This window comes from Amphritea pacifica, assembly GCF_016924145.1.
Classification (GTDB): Bacteria; Pseudomonadota; Gammaproteobacteria; order Pseudomonadales; family Balneatricaceae; genus Amphritea; species Amphritea pacifica.
In genome coordinates this window covers 41427-60688 of sequence record NZ_JAFFZO010000032.1, presented here as the reverse complement: position 1 = coordinate 60688, position 19262 = coordinate 41427, and the positions used below count along the sequence as shown (strand labels likewise).

At 51.2% G+C, this 19262-nt stretch carries 14 protein-coding genes; 6 read left to right on the top strand and 8 right to left on the bottom strand.

The features are described 5' to 3' along the window. Window positions 1–137 precede the first annotated feature (137 nt). Complete coding sequence (gene uvrB, locus JW499_RS17235; protein WP_205211744.1) at window positions 138–2150, bottom strand: excinuclease ABC subunit UvrB; 2013 nt, start codon at window positions 2148–2150, stop codon at window positions 138–140. A gap of 251 nt (window positions 2151–2401) precedes the next feature. Between uvrB and JW499_RS17230 the strand changes: the two genes are divergently transcribed. The 5 genes from JW499_RS17230 (at window position 2402) to JW499_RS17210 (ending at window position 9838) form a co-directional block, all read left to right on the top strand. After that, the gene (locus tag JW499_RS17230; protein WP_205211743.1) at window positions 2402–3583 is read left to right on the top strand and encodes a pyridoxal phosphate-dependent aminotransferase; all 1182 of its coding nucleotides are present in this window, start codon (window positions 2402–2404) and stop codon (window positions 3581–3583) included. 184 nt (window positions 3584–3767) lie between these two features. Next, complete coding sequence (locus tag JW499_RS17225) at window positions 3768–4403, top strand: TetR/AcrR family transcriptional regulator (RefSeq protein ID WP_205211742.1); 636 nt, start codon at window positions 3768–3770, stop codon at window positions 4401–4403. Further along, window positions 4393–5454: an efflux RND transporter periplasmic adaptor subunit gene (locus JW499_RS17220; RefSeq protein ID WP_232846487.1), complete on the top strand. Its 1062-nt coding sequence runs from the start codon at window positions 4393–4395 to the stop codon at window positions 5452–5454. Before JW499_RS17225 ends, JW499_RS17220 begins: the two co-directional genes overlap by 11 nt. Window positions 5455–5456: 2 nt before the next feature. Continuing rightward, window positions 5457–8531: an efflux RND transporter permease subunit gene (locus JW499_RS17215; protein WP_205211740.1), complete on the top strand. Its 3075-nt coding sequence runs from the start codon at window positions 5457–5459 to the stop codon at window positions 8529–8531. Continuing rightward, entirely contained in the window at window positions 8528–9838 is a 1311-nt protein-coding gene (locus tag JW499_RS17210; protein WP_332874020.1) for a TolC family outer membrane protein, read from the top strand. The genes JW499_RS17215 and JW499_RS17210 overlap by 4 nt, the downstream gene beginning before the upstream one ends. Window positions 9839–9970: 132 nt before the next feature. On the opposite strand, the gene JW499_RS17205 is transcribed toward JW499_RS17210, so the two are convergent. Continuing rightward, entirely contained in the window at window positions 9971–10774 is an 804-nt protein-coding gene (locus JW499_RS17205; RefSeq protein ID WP_232846486.1) for a substrate-binding periplasmic protein, read from the bottom strand. A 118-nt stretch (window positions 10775–10892) separates the two neighbouring features. On the opposite strand from JW499_RS17205, the gene JW499_RS17200 reads away from it, so the two are divergent. Next, entirely contained in the window at window positions 10893–13916 is a 3024-nt protein-coding gene (locus JW499_RS17200) for an EAL domain-containing protein (protein WP_205211739.1), read from the top strand. Window positions 13917–13990: 74 nt separating this feature from the next. Here the strand turns inward: JW499_RS17200 and JW499_RS17195 are convergent, their stop codons facing one another. The 6 genes from JW499_RS17195 to JW499_RS17170 all read right to left on the bottom strand — a co-directional run bounded on the left by JW499_RS17195 (window position 13991) and on the right by JW499_RS17170 (window position 19198). Then, a complete protein-coding gene (locus JW499_RS17195) occupies window positions 13991–14461 on the bottom strand; it encodes a hypothetical protein (RefSeq protein WP_205211738.1) in 471 nt (156 codons plus the stop codon). A gap of 172 nt (window positions 14462–14633) precedes the next feature. Then, window positions 14634–15983, bottom strand: a complete 1350-nt coding sequence (mgtE, locus tag JW499_RS17190) for a magnesium transporter (protein WP_205211737.1) — start codon at window positions 15981–15983, stop codon at window positions 14634–14636. 182 nt (window positions 15984–16165) lie between these two features. Further along, window positions 16166–17623 carry an aspartate kinase gene (locus tag JW499_RS17185; RefSeq protein WP_205211736.1) on the bottom strand — a complete coding sequence of 486 codons (1458 nt, stop codon included), beginning with the start codon at window positions 17621–17623 and terminating at the stop codon, window positions 16166–16168. Between the two features lie 81 nt (window positions 17624–17704). After that, entirely contained in the window at window positions 17705–18613 is a 909-nt protein-coding gene (gene thpD / locus JW499_RS17180; RefSeq protein WP_232846485.1) for an ectoine hydroxylase, read from the bottom strand. A 23-nt stretch (window positions 18614–18636) separates the two neighbouring features. After that, on the bottom strand, window positions 18637–19041 hold the full coding sequence (locus JW499_RS17175) for an ectoine synthase (RefSeq protein ID WP_091356119.1): 405 nt from the start codon (window positions 19039–19041) through the stop codon (window positions 18637–18639). A gap of 16 nt (window positions 19042–19057) precedes the next feature. Beyond that, window positions 19058–19198 carry a hypothetical protein gene (locus JW499_RS17170; protein ID WP_175483465.1) on the bottom strand — a complete coding sequence of 47 codons (141 nt, stop codon included), beginning with the start codon at window positions 19196–19198 and terminating at the stop codon, window positions 19058–19060. Window positions 19199–19262: the final 64 nt, after the last annotated feature.

The window sequence follows — 19262 nt, the reverse complement described above, 5'->3', positions numbered from 1 at the left end:
AGCTCAGCCTTTTCTTCTTCAGTAAGCACAATAGGGGTGGCAATTCGCATGCGATAAGTCCGATTCTCTCAGGGTATTTGAGCTGAGGATACATTAAGAATCATCAAGAGTGAAACACTACACTAGTCAATCTATTTTTATAATCCGCTGTGCTTGAGCTTTTCCAGCTGATCGCGGTATTGCGCAGCTTTTTCAAACTCCAGATTTTTTGCCGCTTCATACATCTGATCTTCCAGGCGACTCATGGTTTTCGCCAATTCAGCGGTACTGAGCTGTTTCGGATCAATCTGATATTCAGCGCCAGGCTCAGCCACTTTACGGGCCGACTTGCCTTTACGTCCGGGAATGGCAGAAGCCCCTTCCATAATATCGGCAACTGACTTCATTATTCCCTTCGGAGTGATACCGTGAAGCTGATTATGAATAATCTGCTTTTCCCGCCGACGCCCGGTTTCATCCATCGCCCGCTGCATCGAACCGGTAATCCGGTCGGCGTAGAGAATGGCCCGGCCATTGATATTCCGCGCCGCCCGACCGATCGTCTGAATCATAGACGTTTCGGATCGCAGAAAACCTTCCTTATCAGCATCCAGAATCGCCACCAGCCCCACTTCCGGCATATCGATCCCCTCCCGCAACAGGTTGATACCCACCAGCACATCAAACTCTCCGATACGCAGATCACGAATAATCTCAACCCGCTCTACGGTATCAATATCGGAGTGCAGATAACGTACCCGGACACCGTGTTCATCCAGATACTCGGTGAGATCCTCAGCCATCCGTTTAGTCAGCACCGTGACAATCACCCGTTCGCCTTTTGCGGCAACTTTATGGATCTCCCCCAGCAGGTCATCCACCTGATTGCGGGCCGGACGCACTTCAACCTCAGGGTCAAGCAAACCGGTGGGGCGTACCACCTGTTCCACGATCTGGCCGGCGTTTGCGGCTTCATACTTACCCGGCGTTGCCGAAACAAAGATCATCTGCGGTGCCTGCCTTTCCCACTCCTCAAACCTCATGGGCCGGTTATCCAGAGCGGATGGCAGTCGAAAGCCATACTCCACCAGCGTCTCTTTACGGGAACGGTCACCTTTATACATCGCTCCTAACTGCGGAATTGTCACGTGTGACTCATCCACCACCACCAGCGCATCATCCGGCAGATAATCAAACAGGGTGGGCGGTGCCTGTCCAGGGTCCCTGCCTGACAGGTAGCGGGAGTAGTTTTCAATACCTGAACAATAGCCCAGCTCCATGATCATCTCGATATCATAAAGGGTCCGCTGTTCAAGTCGCTGCGCTTCAACCAGTTTATCGTTATCCCTCAGCTGCTTCAGCCGCTCGATCAATTCCTCCTTGATCCGGTCCACTGCGGCAACCAGAATATCCCGCGGGGTAACATAGTGAGACTTGGGATAGATGGTGGCGCGGGGAACCCGCCGTAGCACCTCCCCGGTCAGCGGATCGAAATAGCTGAGGTTTTCCACCTCATCATCAAACAGCTCGATCCGTATCGCTTCTTTTTCCGACTCCGCCGGAAACACATCGATAACATCACCGCGAACCCGGTAGGTTCCGCGATGCAGCTCGATATCGTTACGGGTGTATTGCAGCTCCGCCAGACGACGCAGAATTGTCCGCTGGTCCGCTTCATCTCCCCGGTCCAGATGCAGCATCATCCCCAGATAGGATTTTGGGTCACCCAGACCGTAGATTGAAGAGACCGTGGCAACGATAATGGCATCTTCACGCTCCAACAGCGCTTTAGTGGCAGACAAACGCATCTGCTCGATATGCTCATTAATCGACGCATCTTTTTCGATAAAGGTATCTGAGGAGGGAACGTAAGCCTCTGGCTGGTAATAGTCGTAGTAGGATACGAAATACTCGACAGCGTTATTGGGGAAAAACTCCCGGAACTCACCATAAAGCTGGGCGGCGAGCGTCTTATTATGAGCCAGAACGATCGTTGGCCGCTGCAATTCAGCCACTACGTTGGCAATGGTGAAGGTTTTACCGGAACCGGTTACCCCCAGCAGAGTCTGCGAGGCCAGACCGGCCTGAATTCCGTTGACCAGCCCTGCGATGGCAGCAGGCTGATCACCTGCGGGCTGAAATTTTGACTGAACCTGAAAACGCTGCTTCATAAATGATCTTTACGGGCCAAAAACTGAAGCGGACTATTATACCTGTAAGAAAAATTTTCTGCTGAATGATCCTTCAGTCAGCAGAGCTGATCTGTTTTGCAAAAATAGTTGCCTCTTTATTGAAATAAATACTACTTTTAATCTGATTTCGAGTCGAAAAGGATTTTTCCGCACCCCGGATTCCGGTATCATTTATCGGTTGAACACACCGTGGTACAGCGCCACATTTTTCAGAGGATACAGCTAGGACAATGCAACTCTCCGATCGCGTTAACAGCATTAAACCTTCTCCGACACTGGCAGTGACTAACCGCGCTGCTGAACTGCGTGCAGCGGGTAAAAATATCATTGGCCTGGGGGCCGGCGAACCTGATTTCGATACCCCGGATCACATTAAAAACGCTGCTATTGAGGCCCTTAACAACGGTTTCACAAAATACACAGCTGTTGACGGCACACCCGCTCTGAAAAAAGCGATTATTGCAAAGTTCAAACGGGACAACGGCTTTGACTATGAAGCCAATCAGATTCTGGTTTCCTGTGGCGGTAAGCAGAGCTTTTTCAACCTGTCTCTGGCTCTGCTGAACCCTGGCGACGAAGTGATTATCCCGGCACCCTACTGGGTATCTTACCCCGACATGGTGCTGATGGGCGAAGGCGTACCCGTGATTGTTACCACAACCCAGGAAGCGCGCTTCAAAATCACTCCGGAGCAACTGGAAGCTGCGATCACAGACAAGACCCGTCTGCTGGTGCTGAACAGCCCATCCAACCCAACCGGTGTTGCTTACACAGAAGCAGAGCTGAAAGGCCTGGGGGAAGTGCTGGCGAAACATCCGGATGTTCTGATCGCAACTGATGACATGTATGAGCATATCCTGTTCACTGAAACGCCATTCATCAACATTCTGAATGTCTGCCCTGAGCTGTATGATCGCACCATCGTGCTCAATGGCGTATCTAAAGCCTACTCGATGACCGGCTGGCGGATTGGTTACGCCGCAGGCCCGGCTCAGTTGATTGGCGCGATGAAGAAGATTCAGTCTCAGAGCACCTCCAACCCGACGTCGATCTCTCAGGTTGCCGCGCAGGTTGCACTGGATGGTGATCAGGAGTGTGTGAAAGAGATGGTTAAGGCGTTCAAACAGCGTCATGACTTCGTGGTTGAAAAACTCAACGAGATCGACGGGGTCGATTGTATTCCGGCTGACGGGACATTCTACGCCTTCCCAAGTTTTCAACAGATCATCGATAAAGATGATCGCTTTGCAAACGACATTGATCTGGCTGAGTTCCTGCTTCTTGAAGCCGGTGTTGCACTGGTACCGGGATCAGCGTTTGGCGCACCGGGAAATATGCGCCTCTCTTTCGCCACCTCAATGGAAATACTGGCCGATGCCATCAGCCGGATCAAAGCCGCGCTGGAAAAATAAAGCTATCGCTAAACAAAAAGCCGGGCAAAGCCCGGTTTTTTTTATGCTGATCACAGATACCCTGAGCAACAGCAACACCGGTCATGCTCCGGTAAGCAAAAAACTTTAATCTAAACGACATTGCATTTCATTCAGTGGGAACTATAATTGCTTTTCCACTCATGAGACGACCGGTCTAATTAACATGAACCGCCCGAAGCGCAATGAACACAACCGAGAAAGGATTCTGCAAACAGGCATGGAGCTATTCAATCGGAAAGGCTATCACGGCACCGGCCTGAAAGAGATTCTCGATACCTGCCAGGTGCCGAAAGGCTCTTTTTATAACTACTTCGAAAGTAAAGAGCAGTTTGCTGTAGAAGTGCTGGAATACAGCCATCAGCTTGAAGATGCAAAATGGGAAAAACGGACCAACGCCATCGAAGGTAATCTTCTTGAGCGATTCCGCCTTGCGATCGACCAGTTCATCGCTGATTATGAGAATGACCCTGATTCGACAGGCTGTTTATTAACCAACCTGATGGGTGAGGTAGGTAACGCCAGTAACTCATTTCGCGAGATTATCAGTCTGTCCTGTAACCGCGTGATCGACTGCATCGAAGAGAGTTTTAAGGAGGGCCAGTTACAGGGCTGCTTCCGCAATGACCTTTCCGCGAGGGCACTGGCACAACTGTTCTGGGATAGCTGGCAAGGCGCACTGCTACGCACCAAAGTTGAAGCTTCAACCACCCCTCTGCGAGAAGTGGCCGACGTTATTTATACACTGTATGCACCATTGGATAATCCTGAGACTAAGGATGGAGATAATAATGAAATTTAAACAGTTCTTGCCCCCTACACTCCTCAGCCTGATATTGACCTGTACACCTGCTGTACATGCTCAGGGACTTCCCGCTGAGGTAATCCACGTACAGAGCAAATCACTCACCCATATGATCGAAGCGGTCGGTGGTCTGAGTGGCAACGAATCAATTATCCTGCGACCAGAACAGAGCGGCAGTGTTGAGAAGGTTCTTTTCACCGAGGGTTCCACCGTTAAGTCGGGTGAGACGCTGATCGTACTTGAGTCATCCCTGTACAAAGCTCAGCTTCAGGAAAGTAAGGCCCGTGTTAATCTGAGCCGTATCGCCTACAACCGGGCAGCCAGTCTGGTTAAGAAAAAAGTAGGTTCACAACAGGATATGGATTCCTCCCTGGCTCAGCTTCAGGTGGATCAGGCGCAACAGCAGGTGGCTCAGACTCAGCTGGATAAAATGACTATCAAGGCCCCGTTTGACGGCGTTATCGGACTGCGAAAATTCAGCCCTGGGGACTATGTCACCGTTGGCCAGGATCTGGTGGAGCTGACCGATATCGCAACCATGAAAGTGGACTTTAAGGTGCCGGAAAATCAGTTGGCTAATATCCATAACGGGCAGCAGATTAAGGTACAGGTTGACGCACTGCCGGGTGAAACATTCAATGGTGCCATCTACGCCATCGCCCCCAGCATCGACGAGCGCAGCCACAATATCGCTATCCGCGCCAGAATCGAGAACCGTGACAACCTGCTGCGTCCGGGCCTGTTCGCCCGCATTCAGATTATCACCAGCACCAATGACAACGCGGTGATGGTGCCTGAAGAGGCGATTATCCCCCAGAACAACAGCTTCTTCGTTATGACTGTCAACGATGGAAAAATAGCGATGTCCCCGGTTAAACTGGGCCTGCGTCGCGAAGGTGAGGTGAATATTCTCGAGGGTCTTGAAACAGGCCAGGTGATCGTAACGGCCGGGCAGATCAAGCTATTCCCAGGCTCGCCTGTCACACCTGTTTTTGTTGATGGTACAGAACAACCCGCGCAGCCTTCGGCTGAACAACCGGGAGCCTGAATATGATCCTTTCTGAAATCAGTATCAAACGACCGGTACTGGCGACTGTTATGAGTCTGCTGATATTACTGGTCGGCGCAGTATCTTACGATCGCCTGACGGTTCGGGAATATCCGAAGATTGATGTACCGGTGGTGACCGTTGAAACCAACTACCCGGGTGCCAGCTCATCGATTATAGAAACGCAGGTAACTCAGATTATTGAGGATTCACTGTCAGGCATCGAAGGGGTCGATTACATCAGTTCGGTTAGCCGCTCGGGGAAAAGCCAGATCACGGTCACCTTTAAGCTGACCCGTGACCCTGACGATGCGGCCAGTGATGTCCGTGACCGGGTTGGCCGGGTGCGGGGCGCCCTGCCCGATGATGTAGAAGAACCCATCACAGCGAAAACCGAAGCGGACGCGCAACCGGTGTTCTGGCTGGCACTCTCCTCCGACAATCACAGTATGATGGAGATCTCACAGATTGCCGATAAGATGGTTAAAGACCCTTTGCAAACGGTAGATGGCGTTGCCAACGTTATGCTGTTCGGTGACCGCCGCTTTGCCATGCGCATCTGGCTGGACCCTGCACGTATGGCGGCTTATCAGGTTATTCCACAGGATATTGAGAACGCTTTGCGCAGTCAGAACGTAGAGATTCCTGCCGGTCGTATTGAGAGCGATCAACGGGAGTTCAGTGTCCTGGCGAAAACCGACCTGAACACCGTCGGACAGTTTGAAGATATCATCATCCGTAATGACAACAACTATGCGGTCAGAGTCCGTGATGTTGCCCGGGTGGAGATCGCCCCGGAGGATGAACGTCGCAAATCACGTTTCAAAGGCAAATCAGCTGTCGCCCTCGGGGTGGTGAAGCAATCAACCGCCAACCCGCTGGATGTATCAAACGGTATTCAGGAGCGTCTGCCGCAGATTACAGCCGCGCTGCCGGAAGGGGTGAATGTCGAAATCGCTTATGACTCCTCGATCTTTATCTCAGAGTCGATCAAGTCTGTGTTCAAAACTATTTTTGAAGCCAGCGTACTGGTTATCGCGGTTATCTTTTTCTTCCTGAGAAACCTGCGGGCAACCCTGATTCCTGTGATAACGATCCCGTTGTCACTGATCGGCAGTTTTGCCCTGATGCTGGCGATGGGCTTCAGTATCAACACCCTGACTCTGCTGGCGATGGTGCTGGCGATCGGTCTGGTGGTCGATGATGCCATCGTTATGCTGGAAAATATCTACCGCCATGTTGAGGAGGGTTTATCGCCTATCCAGGCGGCTTTTAAAGGCAGTAAAGAGATCGGCTTTGCGGTCATTGCCACCACCCTGACACTGGTCGCGGTGTTTGCACCGGTAGCCTTTACACCGGGACGAACCGGCAAGCTGTTCACTGAGTTTGCCCTGACGCTGGCTGGCGGTGTGCTGGTGTCCGGCTTTATCGCCCTGTCGCTGTCACCGATGATGTGCTCACGCCTGCTACATCATGAGAAACGCCACAGCGCGATCTTCAATCTCATTGAAGGCTGGATTCTGGGTCTCACCAACGGCTATCAGTCACTGCTGAAGAAGGTACTGCGCTCACGTCTGTTGGCGGTATTGATTATGGCGGTCAGCCTGGGTGGTGCCGGCCTGCTGTACACTAAGTTACCGCAGGAGCTGGCGCCTGTGGAGGACCGGGGTACAATTCTGGCGATGTCGATCTCTCCCGATGGCGCATCGGTCGATTATGTCGACCGCTATGCCAAACAGGTTGAGGGAATGATTGCCAAACAACCCAGCGGCAATCGCTACTTTACCATCGTCGGCTTCCCGACTGAAACCAACTCGATGACCTTCCTTGGCCTGAAGCCCTGGGACGAACGGACACAGAAGCAGCAGAGTATTGTTGCCGAGCTGACACCCCAGCTGTTTGGCGGCGTCACCGGTACCATGTCATTTGCCATGAATCCGCCCTCCCTGGGACAAAGCTTTGTCTCCCGGCCAGTGGAGTTCATCATCAAGTCGAATACCGATTATGCTGAGCTGAAAACCATTTCTGACCAGTTGATGGCACGGATCTTAAAGAACCCTGGGTTTGTGCAACCCGATATCGACCTGAAGCTTAATAAACCCGAGCTGTCACTGAATGTGAACCGGGATAAAGCATCAGAGATGGGCCTGGATATCAACCTGATCGGACGCAGTATCGAAACCTATATGGCGAGCCGTAATGTCACCCGCTTTAAGAAAGAGGGGGAACAGTACGACGTTATCCTGCAGGTTGAACCCAGCCAGCGTCGCAGCCCCAGCGATCTGAGCAATCTGTATCTGCGCACCAACGACAACACGATGGTGCAGCTGAGCTCGGTGGTGGACATTAACGAGAGTGTCGCGCCTAAGGAGCTGAACCACTTCGATAAAATGAAATCAGTTAAGTTTCAGGCGATTCTGGCACCCGGCTACAGTCTGAAACAGGCGCTGGATTTTCTTGAGCAACAGATGGCAGAGATCAGCCCGGAAACCCTGTACGACTTTGGCGGACAGTCACGGGAGTTTAAAGAGTCTGGTAGCGGCCTGATGGTCACTGCTATATTAGCGCTGATCTTCACCTTTCTGGTGCTGGCAGCACAGTTTGAAAGCTTCCGTAATCCGATGATCATTATGCTCTCGGTCCCCCCGGCGCTGTTTGGTGGTCTCTTTGCACTGTACTTCTCCGGCGGCAGCCTGAGCATCTACAGCCAGATCGGTCTGATCACCCTGATCGGTCTGATCACTAAACACGGTATTCTGATTGTAGAGTTTGCCAACCAGCTGCAGGATCAGGGACGCGAGCTGCAAGAGGCTATTATTGAATCGGCAACCATGCGTCTGCGCCCTATTCTGATGACCACCGGCGCCATGGTGCTGGGTACCGTACCGCTGGCAGTCGCCTTTGGAGCCGGTGCCGAGAGCCGGCAGCAGATAGGCTGGGTAATTGTCGGTGGTTTGACCTTTGGTACCCTGTTAACCTTATTTATAGTACCAACGGTTTACAGCTATCTGGGACGGCGTCTGTTCAAAAAAGTAGAGCCGGACTATCAACTAATGGAACAAGGATCAGAGCAGTGAAAGCAACTCAACGTACAATACACCGTACTCTGCTGGCGACCGCCATCAGTTGTGCCCTGATTGCTCCCCAGGTAAACGCCGGAGCACTGACAGAGATCTATCAGCAGGCCCTCGATCAGGATCCACAACTGAAGGCCGCTGAGGCGGGTGCCAAAGCGGGTGAAGAAGCCCTGCCACAAGGCCGGGCTGGATTGCTGCCGAGCATTTCACTGACCGGCAATACCACCTGGATCGAAGCGGAAAACGCTGATTACAACAATCACGGTTATACCGTCAGCCTGAGTCAGCCACTGTTTTCCGCAGCTTCCTGGTTTACCTATAAGCAGGGAGAGGCGCAATCTGAAGCGGCCAGTCTGCAGTTTGATCAGGCCCAGCAAGCTCTGATTCTGCGGGTCGTGAACAGTTACCTCAGTGTCCTGAGAGCACAGACTGCCCTGGAAACCGCGCAGGCTCAGGAACGGGCGATCAAACGCCGTCTGGACCAGGTTAACGCCCAGTTTGAAGTCGGTCTGATCGCCATTACCGACGTTCAGGAAGCTCAGGCAACCTATGACAATGCCAAGGTTGCCAGAATCCTGGCCGAGGGTGATCTGGACAACAGTTTCCAGGAACTCGAGCGGCTCACAGGCGAGCCTGTCGGCAGCATCGATCCCCTCTCCAAAGAGTACCCGATTGAGAATATCAGCCCAATCGATCCTCAGGCCTGGATTGAAAAAGCACAAGCTGGCAACCTGTCACTGAAAGTCGCCCAGGCAAATACTGAAGCGGCACGACGTCAATCGCAGGCGGCCGCCAGTGGCCACCTGCCAACCCTGTCGCTGACCGCCAGTTATGATCGGGATAAAGGTAAGCCTACCGGCAATGACAACTGGGAAGACACCAACCAGATCGGTCTGACGCTATCAGTACCGATCTTCTCCGGTGGTGCCACCAGCTCGAAAAGTCGTCAGGCTGAATACGGCTTTGCTCAGGCCCGTTATACACAGGACGATACCCTGCGTGCCGTGATTCAGGAGACCCGCAACCTGCTGCGCAACCTGCAGACCAATGTCCTCAGTGTAGCGGCCCGCAAACAGAGCATTCTCTCCAGCGAGACCGCCCTGAAAGCAACGGAAGAGGGCTTTAACGTGGGCACCCGAAATGTTGTCGATGTGCTGCAGGCCGAACAGCAACTCTATTCAGCCAGACGGGATTATGCCAACGCCCGCTTCGATTACATCCAGAACCTGTTCAGTTTTAAACAGCAGGTGGGCACGCTGAGCCCGGATGATATCCTCGGCCTGGATCAGTGGATGCAGGCCAATTAAAGCGCAATAAGGGCAGTACATCTGACAGGGGACTCTCTTCCCCTAATCCCCCGCTGAATGCAACGCAAAAAAGGCTGATGTGATGACACATCAGCCTTTTTTATTCCTCTATTGCAAAAAGCAAAGAGACACTCAGTCAGTAACCACGATCTCATTTAACCCATTTTTTACTGCTGACTGATAAAGCTTATTGCTCTTTTTCATCGCCTTAAGGAAATCATCCACCTCTTTTAACCAGTCGATCTCTCCTTTTGGTACAGCATAAGCATAATAGGTTTTTGCCAGTGGTATTTTCGGTGCCATCAGCACCGCCCACTGCGTCAGCGAAGCCATCCGCTTACCATAGGGGTAATCGGTCATAAACACATCGGCCCTGCCGCTCAGCACCTCCTGTTCACGGGCTTTAAAACTATCAACAACGGAGACACTGGCATACTTAAAAGTCTGTTTCACTACCGGTTCCATATAGGTGCCTTTCTGCACCACGACCACCACACCGGTCCTGTCAATATCCTCCCAGCGGTTGATCCCGGTATTATCCTTAGTGCCGACGGCATAGATTCCACTGGCCAGATAGGGTTGTGAAAACTCCATAAAGGGCTTGCGACTGTCTCTGATACCCACACCATGCATCGCGATGTCACAGGCGTCATTTTTCAGATTACTCACCAGCTTAGAAAAGGAGCTTTCTACGAACTGTAACCCGACCCCCATCGAGTCGGCCAGTTCATGGGCCATATCGATGTCGATCCCTTCCAACTGCCCGGTGCGGGGGTTACGATAGCTGATGGCAAAGTAATCAGGCCAGATACAGACCCGGATCTGACCTGCCTGGATAATTTTTTCAGAACGTTCGCTGGCGCTGGCACTGTTAATTGAGATCGTCAGCAGCGATAATGCGATAAAGAGCATGATTTTAGGGTTAAACGGCATCATTTTTTATCTCCGGGTTTGCTGTCAGGGGTCAATTAACTTCAATGTTCTGATTCATTTCAAGTCTGCAACTGATATATGATCATTTTTCTTCCGCTTCTTTGATGCGAGTTGTAATTTTATGCGTAGTACTAATCAAAAGAAGCCTCCCTCTTTCGCCAGATGGGTCTATGGGGGGGTGTTAGCCACCACCCTGCTGTTTATTGTTGTTCTCTGGTTTAGCTTTATGCAGAGCATTGAAGAACGCACTGAGCGTTCTGCTCTCTATACACGCATGATTGAAGGCACCGTTACCCGAACCCTGGAAGGACTCGAGGTCAGCCTGGTGTCACTGTCCGATGACTTGCTGGATGGCGATCTGGGAAAGGGACATACAGCAAGAATCCGCGACAAAGCACTAAAAATCCTGAAGTTTGCCCCTCAGCTGAGGCAGATTGTAGTGATCAAGGGGCGCGATACCCTGATGGACACTCAGACAACCTCACCAGAAAATATTAATCTGAATATTTTAGGACTGGATCAGTCTGTCCGCAGCACCTATTCATTAGGGTTAATCATAGGCAACACCCTTAAAGGTCGATTTCTCCCAGCGCAAGGCACCTTCCCCGATGAAGCCAGTTTGCGGGAACTTATCCCCATCGCCATTGAAACCGACTCCCGACAGGGAGAAAGGTTACTCATTATTGCGACCTTTAATCCCAGCTATCTTACCCGCTATATCAGCGACCTCGATCTGGAAAAAAGCGACTGTGTATACCTGACGGATCTCGAGGGTAACACCCTGCTGCAAAAAGGATTATACGGGCCGAACCGCTCCTATGTTATTCAGCACCTGAAAGCTGTTTTATCGGAAGGCGCAGATGAACACTGGGTCAATAACACTTTCGGGACCCTCCCCCTCAACACCACAGCGATCCGCTTACTGACCAAGTATCCCCTCGCAGTTGCCATCGTGGTTAACCATCAGGGCTCTTTTTTCCTCTGGCTGCAACAGAAACTCAGTCTGCTGCTCATCCTGCTCATATCAAACATTATCCTGATTGTGGGGGCACTGTTTGTGGTTCGTAACGGCCACAGAGCGATGGAGATGAAAGCAGAGGTTGCACTGCTCTCCGAGGTGGTTGAACACAGCCCTACCGTTATCGTCATCACCGACCCGGATGGCACAATCGAATACGTTAACAGTTGCTTTGAAAAGATCACCGGTTATCGCAAAGATGAGGTTATCGGACGCAACCCACGGATTCTCAAATCCGGAGAGACCTCTGATACTGAATACACAAAAATGTGGCAAACGCTATCAACGGGGGGGACCTGGCAGGGTGAATTTCATAATAAGCACAAGGATGGCAGCTTATACTGGGAGCGCTCCTCTATCGGCCCTCTCATCAATGAGGAGGGAGAGATCACCCATTATATTGCCCTGAAGCAACCGATCACCGAAGAGAAAAAAGCGCAGGAAAAACTCAGGCTGGCCTCTGCTGTATTCAGTGTTGCAGCAGAAGCAATAATGGTGACAGATCAGCATAACCGTATTCAGATGGTTAATGAGTCCTTCGAGCAGATCACCGGATACAGCGAATCAGAAGTCCGGGGTAAAACCCCCTCGATTCTGAAATCTGACTTACATCCAAGCAGTTTTTATCAGGACATGAACCATCAGCTGGAAGCAACTCATGCCTGGGAGGGAGAGATCTGGAACAAGCGAAAAAACGGAGAGATCTATCCCCAATGGCTGACAATCTCCTGCCGCTTCAACCCCGCTGGCGAACAAGAGGGCTATGTTGCGCTGTTCAGTGATATCACCCAGCGAAAGCAGGATGAAGCGATCATTATCCAACAGGCGAATTATGATACCCTGACCGGCCTGTGCAACCGCCATCTGTTTGAAGACCGCTTAAAACAGGCTCTTGCACTGTCCGACCGCAGCCAGACAAAAACCGCCCTGCTCTATATAGACCTTGACCGCTTTAAGTATGTCAACGATACATTTGGCCATTTTGCCGGGGACCTGTTACTGAAACAGGTTGCCGGGCGGTTAACTTCCTGTATCCGCAGAACCGATACGGTCGCGCGCCTGGGGGGTGACGAGTTCGCGGTAGTGATTACCGAATTAACCCGCATCGCATCCATCGAAGAGATTGCCCAGAAAATCCTGCACAGCCTTGTACAAACTTATCAGCTTGAAAACAATGAGGCCTATATCTCCTGCAGTATCGGTATCGCAATCTATCCCGATAATGCGGCAACCCCGGAACGCCTGCTACTGAATGCCGATAACGCTATGTATAAGGCAAAACAAAGAGGTCGCAACACCCGGGAGTATTTTAACCAGCAGCTGAACGAAGACTCACTGCGCCGCAGCCAGCTGGAGCAGGATCTGTTTAAAGCACTGGAAAGAGATGAGTTCTACCTTCTATACCAACCCATATGGTCCATCGATGGCGAGCGCATTGAATCGGTAGAAGCGCTGATCCGCTGGCAACACCCTGAACGGGGCACGGTTTCTCCCCATGAGTTTATTGCCATCGCTGAGGAATCAGTTCTGATTCACGCGATTGGCAAATGGGTGATCCACGAAGCTTGTCAGTTTGCCCGTGAACTTTCGGATAGCTGTAAACATGCGCCCAAAGTAAGTATCAATATCTCCAGCTCTCAGTTTCTCAGAGGGGATGTGGAGGAACAGCTGACACAGGAAATAACAGCCCTGAAACTAAAGGGTTCCGATCTGATCATTGAAATTACTGAAAGCATTCTGTTACTTGAAGAGCAAAAGATCTATCAGCAACTGGAGTCGATCGTTTCGATGGGGGTGGATATCGCCGTCGATGATTTTGGTACCGGCTATTCATCACTCAGCTATCTGAAAAAATACCCGGTTCAGCGACTGAAAATTGATAAGTCATTTATTGATGACCTCGAGTCCAATCAGGATACTCAGTCACTGGTCTCAGGCATGATCTCCCTGGCCAGCTCCCTGTCCCTGAAAACAGTCGTTGAAGGGGTCGAAACACAGAGTCAGCTTGATCTGCTGAAGCAGTTTGGTACACCCATGATTCAGGGCTATCTGCTGGCCAGGCCGATGACCGGTGATACGCTGTTAACCCTGCTGCAAAAACAAACCACAACACCAGCCGGAAAATAACACCAGCGCCTGCGGGGCGGTTTCTTCGGCTATCCAGGCTGGACAAACGACGCCCCGATAATGATATTTTTAATCTATTTTCTTTTTTCCAGATTATCCCGGATCACATCCAGACGCTCTTTCAACTCTTCATCATCCTGCATCTGATCAAGTTCAACTGAATGAGAGGTGGTGTGAGACTCGGCACGCTCCAGAGCGCCGCTCAGCGCTCTAAGACTTTGCGTGATCGATTCATAGGTCTTGCGATCTAACGTTTCCAGCTTATCCAGCGCATCGACCGCTTGCGCCATCAATGCTGGCAGTGTTTCCAGAATAGTCGTTTCAATCGATTTCTCTTCCAGTACAGACTGCAACCGGGTTCGGTCAGTCAGCCAGTGTGCGAGCTGTTCCCGCTCATCCTGAGTCAGTGCCGCAGCGACATGGGGAGCGACCCGGTCAACCTGCGCGTTAAACGATGTCACCACCAACCGCTTCTCTTCGCCAGTATCGGGATCATTGAAGACCCGAACACAGTTGATAGTTTCGCCAACCGTAATAAATTCCATCCTTACCTCGTTGTCTGGTATCTGTTATTGGTACTCATTATCGACGGGTTAAAAAATCACTTCGGCTGAAAACAACACCACCGTTATCACGCGATGGCGCTATCCTGTTTCAGCTTAACCCTGTTTTAGCTTAGCATTTGACGCTCTGGCTTGCTTATGGCTGGTTTATGAGTCAGATAAGCAGTTTTGCCAACCCAAGGAAGGAAAAAAAACCGATAGCATCGGTAAACGTGGTCAGCACCACGCTGCCCGCCACAGCGGGATCAATAGACATCCGTTGCAACAGTAACGGAATAAAGATTCCCCCGATAACACCGGTGACCAGCACGATCATTAACGCCATGCCAAACACGACACCCAGCATCGGATCACCAAACCAGTAAAGCGCGATGGCCGCCACCGCCAGCGCCCAGACCAGGCCATTAAGAAACACTACAGAGGCTTCGTGGGCGATCAGTTGCGGGATATTGCTTCGGCCAATCTGGTTAAGTGCCAGACCTCGGGTCACAATTGTCAGTGTCTGTGATCCTGCCACCCCGCCCATACTGGCCACCACCGGCATCAGCACTGCCAGCGCAATCAGTTGTTCAATCACCGCTTCAAACAAACCGATCACCCAGGCTGCAACAAACGCAGTAATCAGGTTGATCCCCAGCCAGTACCCCCGCTTATACGCGTTGGTTAATACCGGGGAAAACATATCGGCATTACTTTCCAGACCCGCCGAGCGCAATAGTTTATCGTCGGCCTGCTCCTGAATCACATCAACTACATCATCAATCGTGATGCGCCCCAATAAGCGATAGTTGTGGTCAACCACCGGCGCAGACAGCAGATCACAGTCGACAAATATGCGGGCTACCCGCTCCTGACTGGCGTCCACCGGAATCGCCTGAAAGCTCTCATCCAGAATATCGGCGACCAGCGTGTCGGGAGGCAATGAGACAACTTCACTGAGCGGTAGTACCCCCAACAGCTTATTGGTTCGGTCTACCACCATCAGACTATCCAGCTGCTCGGGCATTTCACCCTCTTTGTTGCGCAGCAAACGCAGATAGCGCAGCACGGAAAGCACCGAGACATCGGCTCTGACCGCGGTCGCATCGGTGTCCATCAGGCCACCCGCGGTGTTATCCGGATAATGTTTAACGCTGTTATAGCGACGCTTGCGCAGCTCATCCATTGCTGCAATCATCGCATTAATAACGGTACCGGGAAGATCTTCATCGATATCAGCCAGCTCATCCGGCTGCAGCAGGAACAGACTCTCTAACAAAGCCTCTTGCGGAGTATTATCGATGAGAAACTGACGCACTTTACCGTGAATGCTTTTAAGCACCCCGGCTCGCTTCTGCACATCAAGGCAGGCCCATATAACTGAGCGATTTTCCGGAGTAGACGCCTCAATAAGCCGGGCTGTTTCGCTACTGCTGACTTCGGCCAGCAGGTTATTCAGCGTAACATCGTCTTGTCGCTCGATCGCTTCATGGATCTGATCGATGCGCAGATTAACCTGAGACATACCCTACTCCTGATTGATAAGCTCCCTGAACGATCCAGTACGGTCGCAGCGTGTTATGGATACCCATAAACACCCGTCTGAATACTTTACTCCGCAACCCGTTGAAAAGAACGCTATATTTCAATCATTGATATTTTAATCATCTTGCGGTCTCAGTCCAGAATAGAAAGTCAGGCAAGCTATCAGTTAACAGGCTGTATCGGATAACCCGCCAGACAGATCGCCCGTCCATGGTCATGTACTTCCACCAGGGCTTTATGAAGGCTTTTAACGGCGTTATCGTAATCGGTTTCCTCAACCACAAACTGCATATCCACCTGTCGCATCGACTGGTGAATCGCCAGCACACTGATATTGCCTTCTGCGATAGCGGATACCGCTTTAGCCAGAATACCCGGCACCTCCATATCACTGCCGATGGCCGAAGCGATCGCCACTTTTTTCTGATCCAGTTCTGCCTCAGGAAACCTTTCGGCCAATGCTGAACGAATCCGCTTGACCGTTTTCAGATTGGTCGCCAGATAGTGGGTGATGGTGTTGGCATTAACATCCTTAGACACAATATGCGCGCGAAAACGCTTAATCAGCGCCAGAATTTCCCGGTCATAATCTTCGAGACTGCCCGCCATATCCTGATCAAACAGCTCCAGCGCATAGACCCCTTTGCAACCGGCGATTATCTCAACCCGGGGAGTATCGCTGACATAATCTCCGGTAATCAGGGTGCCGGTATGTTCCGGCTCAAAGGTGTTTTTCACCCGTAACGGAACATTGTGCTGCCGCAAACCTTTCGCAGCCTTCGGGTGGATCGCCTCCATCCCCAGATTGGCTAGCTGATCAGCCACATCATAGTTGGTGCGCCCTATCGGCACCGCATTATCCTCACCGACCAGACGCGGATCAGCACTACTAAGGTGAAACTCTTTGTGAATAACCGCTTCCCGGGCCTGGGTCAGCACCGCCAGACGGCTGAACGTCATCTCGCTGTAGCCGCGATCAAATGAGGACATAAGACCATCTTCACTGTGGGCATAACCGGTCACCACCGGTAACTGTCGATTCAGATCAATCGACTGGAACGCAGAGCGAATACGATCATCCAGTGACATATGCCGATCAGTATCCCAGCCCGTCAGGTCGACATAGCAGGCATTGACACCATCACGCTTCAGCAGCTCAACCATATTCCAGGCGCTGTGGGCTTCACCAATACTGGCGAGCATCTCACGAACGGTGGCCAGGTGGGCATCCAGTGCAAAATGACCATGCATACACAGGCTGTGCAGATCTGTAAGACAGTTCTGGGCATCCTGTAACCGCTCATCAATAAAATTATTCGCTCTGATCAACAGCTCACCTTTACCGAACAGCTGCAGATTCAGATCGTACATCTCACATTTAAGCTGTTCCAGCGCCTGAAGCCAGCTTTTATCTTCCATACTGCTGGCAAACAGGCCGTAAACGCCCGGCTGACCGCTCTTCTTGTGCTCCAGCAGCTTATCCGTTATTCCGCCATAGGCTGAGACAACAAACACTCGCTGATAGAGTGTGTCAGGATTAGAGGGTTTAAAAATAATATTATCCCGGACCGACACATAATCAGACATCGATGTGCCGCCGATCTTTTCTATAGTGTGCATAACTCTCAAATTTTCAGTTTATAAGATGATTGCAACAGTAACTGCCGCTCAAAAGTGAAGCCGCTCAAAGCGGCTCGCAGTTCATTCGGCAGGCGGAACTGCCGAAATATTTTCACGGCTGCAGATATATTCCGGACGGGGAGGCTGATCACAAAACGGCGCAACAACCCGGTTACTCATGGCGTTATAAACAAAAAACACATTAGAACGCGGTTCCGGGGTAATATTTCCGTTTGAACCGTGCATCACATTACAATCAAAAACGATGACACTGCCGGGTTTGCATCTGGCGCTCACTATCCCACCGGATTGAGCCATCTGCTTTAGCTGATCATCAGAAGGCACGCCATATTCCTGCTTTTTCAAGGAGGACTGAAAGTGATTTTCAGGCGTTTCTCCGGCACAGGCGGCATACTGCTGATGGGAACCGGGAATCAGCATTAACGGACCGTTATAGTCAAAATTTTCCGTTAATGTAATCGACATACTCAGTGCCCGCATCCGGGGCATCCCATCCTCTACATGCCAGGTTTCAAAGTCTGAGTGCCAATAGAACTCTTTACCCCGAAATCCCGGCTTATAGTTAAGGCGGGACTGATGGATATACACCTCATCATTGAGAATATACCGTGCCAGTTCTGCCAGGCGCGGATCGGCCGCCAGCTTCCTGAACAGAGGGCTGTTTTCATGTACCCGAAACACCGAGCGCACTTCGCCGCTTTCCGGCTCGGTAATGGTTTCGCCCGACTGTTTCACTTCTGTATCATTGCGTAACCGTTCCAGCTCCTGTTGAAACAGGTTGACTTCAACCGCTGAAAACATATCCTCCAGCACCATAAACCCCTGCTCGGCATAGTCATTTATCTGCTGATCAGAGATGGGCGCAACCCGCCCCTTAGGCGCGTAGACCGTTGGATCCTGGCGCTGGGTAATACGATGAACACCCTGTCGTGAGGGGTAAAGGTCTTCACACTCTGGTTCACCCGCCATAAACATTCCTCTCATATTCATAATCAAGCCGTCACTGTTTCCGCATTCAGCTCATATGCACCTTCCGCGTTATGAACCTCTTTACCGTTCAGGGGCGGATTAAAAACACAGGCCATCTGCATCTCTTCAAACGCCCGTAAGATATGCTTATCATTTTTATCAAGAATATAGAGCGTACCCGGTTTAATCGGATATTTCTTTCCTTCAGGTACCGTTTCAACCTCACCCTCACCCGATATACAGTAGACCGATTCCAGATGGTTCTGATAATGCATGCCAAAATCAGCATACTTATAGATGGTGGTGATGTGAAATGAGAATCCCATATTGTCATCTTTCAGCAGCATCCGGGTGCTTTCCCAGTTACCATCGGGAGATACAATTCGACGATTACTCTGCTCGGCTGTTGCTAAATCACGTACAATCATTTTGTTTCCTTAATATTCAGTTTTTAGTTGCTTCTGCATCTGACGCGGGCTTCAGGGTGATGACCATATCCTCACTGCCGGAGACGGTAACCACCTCATCAGCCGGAATCAGCATGCTTTGCGCCGACTTCAGCCGATAGGGCCGGGACCGGGACATCACCCGAATCAATCCCGACCCACTGAGGCAGTGAAGCCTGTAGAGACACCGCTGTGGCCTCTCG

What these genes read in the sequence shown, in the direction of transcription:
- JW499_RS17200 (WP_205211739.1), top strand. Translation starts at nt 10,893, where the DNA reads ATGCGTAGTACTAATCAAAAGAAGCCTCCCTCTTTCGCCAGATGGGTC.
- JW499_RS17230 (WP_205211743.1), top strand. Translation starts at nt 2,402, where the DNA reads ATGCAACTCTCCGATCGCGTTAACAGCATTAAACCTTCTCCGACACTG.
- uvrB (WP_205211744.1), bottom strand. Translation starts at nt 2,150, where the DNA reads ATGAAGCAGCGTTTTCAGGTTCAGTCAAAATTTCAGCCCGCAGGTGAT.
- JW499_RS17220 (WP_232846487.1), top strand. Translation starts at nt 4,393, where the DNA reads ATGAAATTTAAACAGTTCTTGCCCCCTACACTCCTCAGCCTGATATTG.
- JW499_RS17205 (WP_232846486.1), bottom strand. Translation starts at nt 10,774, where the DNA reads ATGATGCCGTTTAACCCTAAAATCATGCTCTTTATCGCATTATCGCTG.
- JW499_RS17170 (WP_175483465.1), bottom strand. Translation starts at nt 19,198, where the DNA reads ATGTCCCGGTCCCGGCCCTATCGGCTGAAGTCGGCGCAAAGCATGCTG.
- mgtE (WP_205211737.1), bottom strand. Translation starts at nt 15,983, where the DNA reads ATGTCTCAGGTTAATCTGCGCATCGATCAGATCCATGAAGCGATCGAG.
- thpD (WP_232846485.1), bottom strand. Translation starts at nt 18,613, where the DNA reads ATGGCGGGTGAACCAGAGTGTGAAGACCTTTACCCCTCACGACAGGGT.
- JW499_RS17175 (WP_091356119.1), bottom strand. Translation starts at nt 19,041, where the DNA reads ATGATTGTACGTGATTTAGCAACAGCCGAGCAGAGTAATCGTCGAATT.
- JW499_RS17215 (WP_205211740.1), top strand. Translation starts at nt 5,457, where the DNA reads ATGATCCTTTCTGAAATCAGTATCAAACGACCGGTACTGGCGACTGTT.
- JW499_RS17195 (WP_205211738.1), bottom strand. Translation starts at nt 14,461, where the DNA reads ATGGAATTTATTACGGTTGGCGAAACTATCAACTGTGTTCGGGTCTTC.
- JW499_RS17225 (WP_205211742.1), top strand. Translation starts at nt 3,768, where the DNA reads ATGAACCGCCCGAAGCGCAATGAACACAACCGAGAAAGGATTCTGCAA.
- JW499_RS17185 (WP_205211736.1), bottom strand. Translation starts at nt 17,623, where the DNA reads ATGCACACTATAGAAAAGATCGGCGGCACATCGATGTCTGATTATGTG.